The organism is Nodosilinea sp. LEGE 07088, assembly GCF_015207395.1.
GTDB lineage: Bacteria > Cyanobacteriota > Cyanobacteriia > Phormidesmidales > Phormidesmidaceae > Nodosilinea.
Genome location: NZ_JADEWX010000257.1, coordinates 1 through 6,032, shown reverse-complemented (window position 1 = coordinate 6,032; position 6,032 = coordinate 1). Strand labels below are relative to the sequence as shown.

8 protein-coding genes and 1 pseudogene are annotated in these 6,032 nt (G+C 53.3%); 1 reads left to right on the top strand and 8 read right to left on the bottom strand.

Going from position 1 to position 6,032, the window contains the following annotated elements:
- Nucleotides 1-144 precede the first annotated feature (144 nt).
- Nucleotides 145-477 carry a hypothetical protein gene (locus IQ254_RS29115; protein WP_193969646.1) on the top strand — a complete coding sequence of 111 codons (333 nt, stop codon included), beginning with the start codon at nucleotides 145-147 and terminating at the stop codon, nucleotides 475-477.
- Between the two features lie 33 nt (nucleotides 478-510).
- On the opposite strand, the gene IQ254_RS32245 is transcribed toward IQ254_RS29115, so the two are convergent.
- The 8 genes and pseudogenes from IQ254_RS32245 to IQ254_RS29080 form a co-directional block, all read right to left on the bottom strand.
- Complete coding sequence (locus IQ254_RS32245) at nucleotides 511-633, bottom strand: hypothetical protein (protein WP_255527043.1); 123 nt, start codon at nucleotides 631-633, stop codon at nucleotides 511-513.
- Nucleotides 634-746: 113 nt separating this feature from the next.
- Entirely contained in the window at nucleotides 747-2,423 is a 1,677-nt protein-coding gene (locus IQ254_RS29105; RefSeq protein ID WP_193969645.1) for a DNA repair helicase XPB, read from the bottom strand.
- Nucleotides 2,420-2,677, bottom strand: a complete 258-nt coding sequence (locus IQ254_RS29100; protein WP_193969644.1) for a YlcI/YnfO family protein — start codon at nucleotides 2,675-2,677, stop codon at nucleotides 2,420-2,422. Before IQ254_RS29100 ends, IQ254_RS29105 begins: the two co-directional genes overlap by 4 nt.
- Nucleotides 2,678-2,871: 194 nt before the next feature.
- Nucleotides 2,872-3,114 carry a hypothetical protein gene (locus IQ254_RS29095; protein ID WP_193969643.1) on the bottom strand — a complete coding sequence of 81 codons (243 nt, stop codon included), beginning with the start codon at nucleotides 3,112-3,114 and terminating at the stop codon, nucleotides 2,872-2,874.
- Nucleotides 3,095-3,373, bottom strand: a complete 279-nt coding sequence (locus IQ254_RS29090) for a BrnT family toxin (RefSeq protein WP_193969642.1) — start codon at nucleotides 3,371-3,373, stop codon at nucleotides 3,095-3,097. Before IQ254_RS29090 ends, IQ254_RS29095 begins: the two co-directional genes overlap by 20 nt.
- A gap of 1,069 nt (nucleotides 3,374-4,442) precedes the next feature.
- Nucleotides 4,443-4,634: a hypothetical protein gene (locus tag IQ254_RS34090; RefSeq protein ID WP_278000407.1), complete on the bottom strand. Its 192-nt coding sequence runs from the start codon at nucleotides 4,632-4,634 to the stop codon at nucleotides 4,443-4,445.
- Between the two features lie 2 nt (nucleotides 4,635-4,636).
- Nucleotides 4,637-5,110 (bottom strand): annotated as a pseudogene (locus IQ254_RS34085) (type II toxin-antitoxin system VapC family toxin).
- A gap of 499 nt (nucleotides 5,111-5,609) precedes the next feature.
- A complete protein-coding gene (locus tag IQ254_RS29080) occupies nucleotides 5,610-5,768 on the bottom strand; it encodes a hypothetical protein (RefSeq protein WP_193969641.1) in 159 nt (52 codons plus the stop codon).
- Between the last annotated feature and the right edge of the window lie 264 nt (nucleotides 5,769-6,032).

Sequence of the window (6,032 nt, the reverse complement as noted above, 5' to 3'; positions counted from 1 at the left end):
TGGTTTGGTAGGATGCAGGAAACATATTGGTTTAGGGGAGCTGCACTGAGGCTCCCTATTTTTTGTCCCCTTTATTGTCTCAAAGCCCTGTACCGCATGACGTTGAGTACCCTTGTCACCCGTTAAGCCGCTGAGCAGTTTGAAATGATTGGCGATCGCTGGACGAGCGGTACCCCATGGCGATCGCTGGAGCACTATCACACCGGGCGAACGGCGGCCCTGTATGAACTGGCGGCAGCGGCTTACGATCAACAGCGCTATCCGCAGGCCGAAACCCTGGCTTTGCAGTCCATTGACTTGATGCCTAATCCGCCCTCCTATCTGATCTTGGGTGCCGTGCAAGCGGCCTACTACGGCAATATGCCGGGAGTAATTGAGTACGCTGAGCAAGCCTTAGCCAACCATCCCACACCCGCAGAGCAGCAATATGCCGAAGACCTGATTCGCCAAGCAGAGGCGCACCTGTCTGGAACGTAAAGTTTACGGCCCTGCCCCAGGGCAATATCAGGATTAGTCAATATAGACCATGCCGGTTTGGGGCTGCGCATCTAAAATAGCAACCGTTTCGGCTAGGGCGGTTGGAGCCAACTGGTCGTCGCTATCCACCCAGCCCAGGTAGGGATGGTGGGTCATGGCAACCCCGCCGCATACTGCTCCCAACGCGCCAGCTGAACTTAACGCACATCCAACGGCTGGCCCGCCGCGGCATCGATGCGTCGGTGGCCCCCTGAGCACCCCTGACGTGGCTAAACCGCCCAAAACTGAATGTGATAGCGGTAGCCCTGTTCCGTTAAAAACAACTGGCGATGCTGGGCAAAGTCTTCCTCACAGGTGCGCAGCGACACCAGGGTGTAAAACTGAGCGCTGCGGCCATCCGACTTGGGCCGCAACACCCGCCCCAACCGCTGGGCCTCTTCTTGGCGAGAACCGTACTTACCTGAGACCTGAATCAATACATCGGCATCGGGCAGGTCGAGGGCAAAGTTGCCGACCCGCGAGAGGATGATGCCAGAAATCTCGCCACTGCGAAAACTGGCGTAGAGGCGATCGCGCTCTGGCTGACTGGTCTTGCCGGTAATGAGGGGAAAGTCCACCCGCTGGGCAATGGCCTTGAGCTGATCCAGGTATTCACCAATAATCAGAATCCGGTGGCCAGCCTCCTGCTCCAGCACGGCTTGCACCACGTCTAACTTGAGGGGATTTTCGGCCGCGATGCGAAATTGGTAGCGTCGTCCCGCCGTGGCGTAGTCCATCTGCCGTTCCTTGGTTTGGGGAATGCGGATTTCGGTACAGTCGGCGGCGGCAATAAACCCCTGCCCTTCCAATTCGCGCCAGGGCACGTCGTAGCGTTTGGGGCCAATCAGGGTGAACACATCCCCTTCGCGGCCATCTTCGCGAATTAGGGTGGCGGTCAACCCCAGCCGCCGCCGGGCCTGGAGTTGGGCGGTAATGCGAAAGACCGGCGCGGGCAGCAGGTGAACTTCGTCGTAGATAATCAACCCCCAGGATTGCTGGTCAAACAACCCCAGGTGCAGAAAGTCGTCGTCCTGGCTGGCTCGGTAGGTGAGGATTTGGTAGGTGGCCAGGGTAACGGGCCCGGTGGCTTTTTGTTGACCGCTATACTCGGCGATTTGGTCGGCGGTGAGGGTGGTTTTATCCAACAGTTCCCGTTGCCACTGGTGGACGGAGGTGAGGCTGCTGGTGAGGATCAGCGTTTTCTGCTGGAGCACCGCCATCGCTGCCATGCCCACCATGGTTTTACCCGCACCACAGGGGAGAACGATCACACCGCTGCCGCCCCTGGCCTGCCCGGCCTGGTAGAACAGATCTGCCGCCATTTTCTGGTAGGGCCGTAGGTGAAAGGGTTCGCCGCTGCGGGTGGTGGCTAAGAGGTCTAGGGGTAACGCATCCCCGGTCAGGTAACCGGCCAGATCTTCTGCCGGATAGCCTGCGGTCAACAGCGCCTGTTTGAGAAGGCCACGATAGCCCAGGGCGATCGCAAAGGTGGTGGGCGACAGCCGCTCTCCCAGCAGTGGCCCCACCTGCTCGTGGCGCTGCAGCAGTTCTGCCAGGGGTTGATCGGCCACCTGTAGCAGCAAATCTCCACCGGTTCCTGCTGTCAGGGTGGTCAGGCCATACCGTTGACCGAGGGCCTCCAGCTCCTGGGCCACCGACTCGGGCATGGGGTATTTGGCGTGGTCCTGAAGGGCCGCTACCATATCGGCGACGGGCATACCGGCGGCGCGGGCATTCCAAATGCTGAGGGGACTGAGGCGGTAGGTGTGAATGTGTTCGGGGCTTTTGACCAGCTCGGCAAAGGGTGCGATCGCCGCCTGGGCCGCCTCGGCTTTGGGGGCGTGGACGTCGAGCAGAACGGTGCGATCGCTCTGGATGATCAGCGCATTGTCGGGGGAATAGGTCAAGTTTGCTCACGGGTCGCTAAAATAGACTCAATCTCAGCAGACGAAGCTTGCCCCAACTGCTTGATCAATAACTGGAATGCCTGCTGTTGCTGTTCAACCCCCGTTTCGGGGACAATCTGAATGGCATGAGCTAAGGCTGCCTGACGAGTCAATGCATAAACAATGTACTGATTCAGCGATACACCTTCACCTTCAGCAAGTTGAGTAAGCTGTTGATGCAAGGTTTCAGGTAATCGTAAGGTTAATCGGCTCATGACTGTTCTTCTGATGCTAATAGGTTTACAAACTGCACCGGAGTTAGCACTCGCAACCCCTTGGAAGATTGACAGATAGCTTTGAAGAAACGCCCTAACAGTGGAAGCGAAGCTAGCTAGCGGCTAAGTTGTGCGGCGGCAGATAATCTTGAACTCTCACCGGTAACCTCTATGCCGTTCGCACCAACGCAGTGTTAGGCTGTCTCGCCGCCTGCTGATTGTGGCATCGACTCGATCAATGCTCTTAGCACTTTGTTGACTGATTCAGGTGTTGTAAAAACCTGAGCTACATCCTCATCTAAAACCACAACCGTTAGCTTTTGCGTCTGATGATCAATAGCAAATCGATTGGGTTTCGCTTTCTCGTAATCAAACCGATACTCTGGTAAAAGCTCGTCTTCAGAACTTTGTGTGTGATCAGAGGGCATTTTGCTCATAATCCTCACGCTCCTGGCGAGTAGCTAGACGGGCACTAATGATGCGGACGTTGCCAGATCGCTCAGTAAAAGCAATTAATAGCAACCGATTTTGTTGAGAATGACCAATGATGATTTCTCTCTGTTCGCTTATGGAATGAGTTTCATCATCAAAGATGACCGCCAGAGGATTATTGAATACGGTTTTGGCTTCTTCAAAGCTGACGCCGTGTTTCTTCAAGTTACTATCGGCTTTTGATTGATCCCACTCAAACTCCATACTTAGATCATACCTGATTATTCAAGGAGTGTAGCAGCTTTGTACAGAGGCTTGCCATCTCAGCAATAACCTCCCCAGCCTCAGCCAAGAAGGTATAGTACTCAAATCGGTACAACACTTCTAACTGACTTGTAGAAGAAAGTTTTTGATGAAGTAGTTGCTTTTTAGAATCAAGATGGGACAAATCACCAAAAGTTCTAGCTCTAAAGAGGTCAAGCAACGATAAATCAGGAATATCTGGTACATGAGTTATAACCCTCTCCCTCCCCTCAGAACCGTGCATACGACGTTCACCGTACACGGCTCAAGCAACGTCTTGAAATTCAGTGCCTCCGATTCTTAACAACCCTTGCGAATTGTCCTGACGGTTACGTTTACAAGCCGAAGCCTGTACCTAACTTTTCCCGCCAGTTGAGTCTCATCTCACCTGCATTCAAGCTATCACCTGTCCCACGTCAGCACCCTTTCGGGTTAGGTATTGCCCTATCTGCCCCGTTATGGATTCCGGTTGCCTTTCGGCTGGCAGCATAAGGGCTTCACCCACGCTTCGCGAACGCGTCTTGGGACATCCTGTATCCGCTAGAGGATTCGACCGCAGTTACCCTTGGCTTACCGAATTCTGAAGGCAGGATTCGGACTCTATCGGAGTTTCCTCGTTCCGCACGGGGTGGAGATGTGGTTGCCGTAGGACTCCTCTTTACTCCGGGGGCGGGGTGTTCTCAACCGACATTTAGCCGCCGCCAACCCCCATCTGCCCCAACATGCTCGTGTCAGCCCTTTCGAGCACCTAAATTAACGCAGCCTCATCAAGGATTCATTGGCATTATCCCTAGCCACCTTGCCCTAGCCCTCTGACCTGGTTTGGCTCCAAGCTGGTTGGACAGTTAACCTCGTCTGCTGATACTGCCCTCCCATTACGGGTCGAACATTCCGAGGCGGACATCCGCTTGAACACTAGCGGGGAAAGGATTCAAGAGCCCTTTCCAACTCCCCCGAACGACTTCGAGTCGCGCGCCTAACGACCAAACTCACCCGCCGTCAATAATCCTCGGCTCTCAGCAGATAGCCTTTATCCGGTCGGGTGCAGCGACTTGTTATGCGGCTGTCGGGGTTGTCGAAGAGGTTTAGAAATAATTTTTCGACCACCCGCTGCTTGTCGTTTCTGCAAGTCATCACAAATAGCCTTCAAATCATAATTGAATGCTTTTGCATGTTCCTCTCGAATCCTATAGATTTCTTCTAAGATTTCATCTTTCCACATTTCTAAACTCCCATTAACTCGTAGGGTGTACAAATTGTGGGCAACTCATACCCAGCATCAAAACTGATCTGAGACAGTTTTTTCTGAATTTGAGCATTTGCGATGTGTTTGCAGTTCCACGTTAGCAAATAGTCCAAGCCATAGATTGTAGCGACCGCAATATGAAGGGCATCGTCGGCAGCTTTGGGCGGCAAATTACTTCTCGTGAGGAACTGCGCCGCCAGATCTTGAACTGCTCCATTCACTTCAAGCAGTGGAAAGTCACTCAGTATCTCAAGCCGTTTCCTGGCTATCTCTGCATCTCCCCGTGCTGCCTCATCTAAAACCGTTTGTGAAATGTAAAGATCAAACTGTGTTCAACGGACATCCCACCATTCTCTCGTAGCTTCTACATTTGCCATTAAGATGAGATTGTTGCTTGTTCTAGCTGTTAGGTAGCCGATGATACTGGTTTCTATGTAGACAGTCTCGCTCATACCGAGGGCAGGACAGTTTATTTCTTCATTTTACAGTTGCCACGCAAGATTAGCTGGCATCGCTTGAGTGGCAGCAGTAATCGAGAGAAAGACTATTGGGCTTCCTCCGCTAGCCCAATCTACTTAGTGGTGCAGAAAACTTTTTTGAGTCTCATGCTGGATGACCCGGACGGTCAAATCAGCGGCTGGAACCCATTGCCTTCGTTCGTTTGCCTGAGAAGCCCCAAGATCACTGTCTCAATGAGAATCCTTTATTCATAAGGGTTTCAGAAGTTTTCTGCACTACCAATGCCCAATCTATAGTAGATCAGCGATGGCTCTAAAACCGTCGCACATTGCCTCTGCGGCTGAGAACTATTATACCAATCAGCTCACCGAGTGTAGTAGTTCATGCTGATCCGAACGAGTTGGTCTAGCGAGTAGTCATTCAGTCGCGTCGAGTTGAACGGCACACAGCGCACCGCCGCGATATTCCGAAGCTTTGTCCTTAGCGCCTCAGCTAGCTCAGTGCTTCGGTCTTCGGGCGAGTCTGGCAGTACGAGTTGACCTCGAAAACCATCGGGGCTGACGCCAAGATGCAGCAGGCGACCTGCGGCGTCATACGCGACATAGCCACAATGTCACCGTCTAAGATAATTGGTTCTCGAATAATGTCCATTGAGGCACTGTGGGAGCGAAGTATAACGTTCCGCTTCACCCGCCGCTAGAAACTTCTCGGACTCAACCGATAACCTTGATACGGTCGGGTGCAAGCGGGTTGTGTACGCCCAGCATGGGCGTGAACTCATGGGGTGCAAGTCCCCTGTCGGAGAACCAGCGTCTAAATGCTCGAAAATTATAGGAGCCGAGCGACGACAACGACTAGCTTAAGGCAAGGGCGTTTCCGCGAGGAAGGGTCTGAAGGAAGCCAGCGGCAAAACTG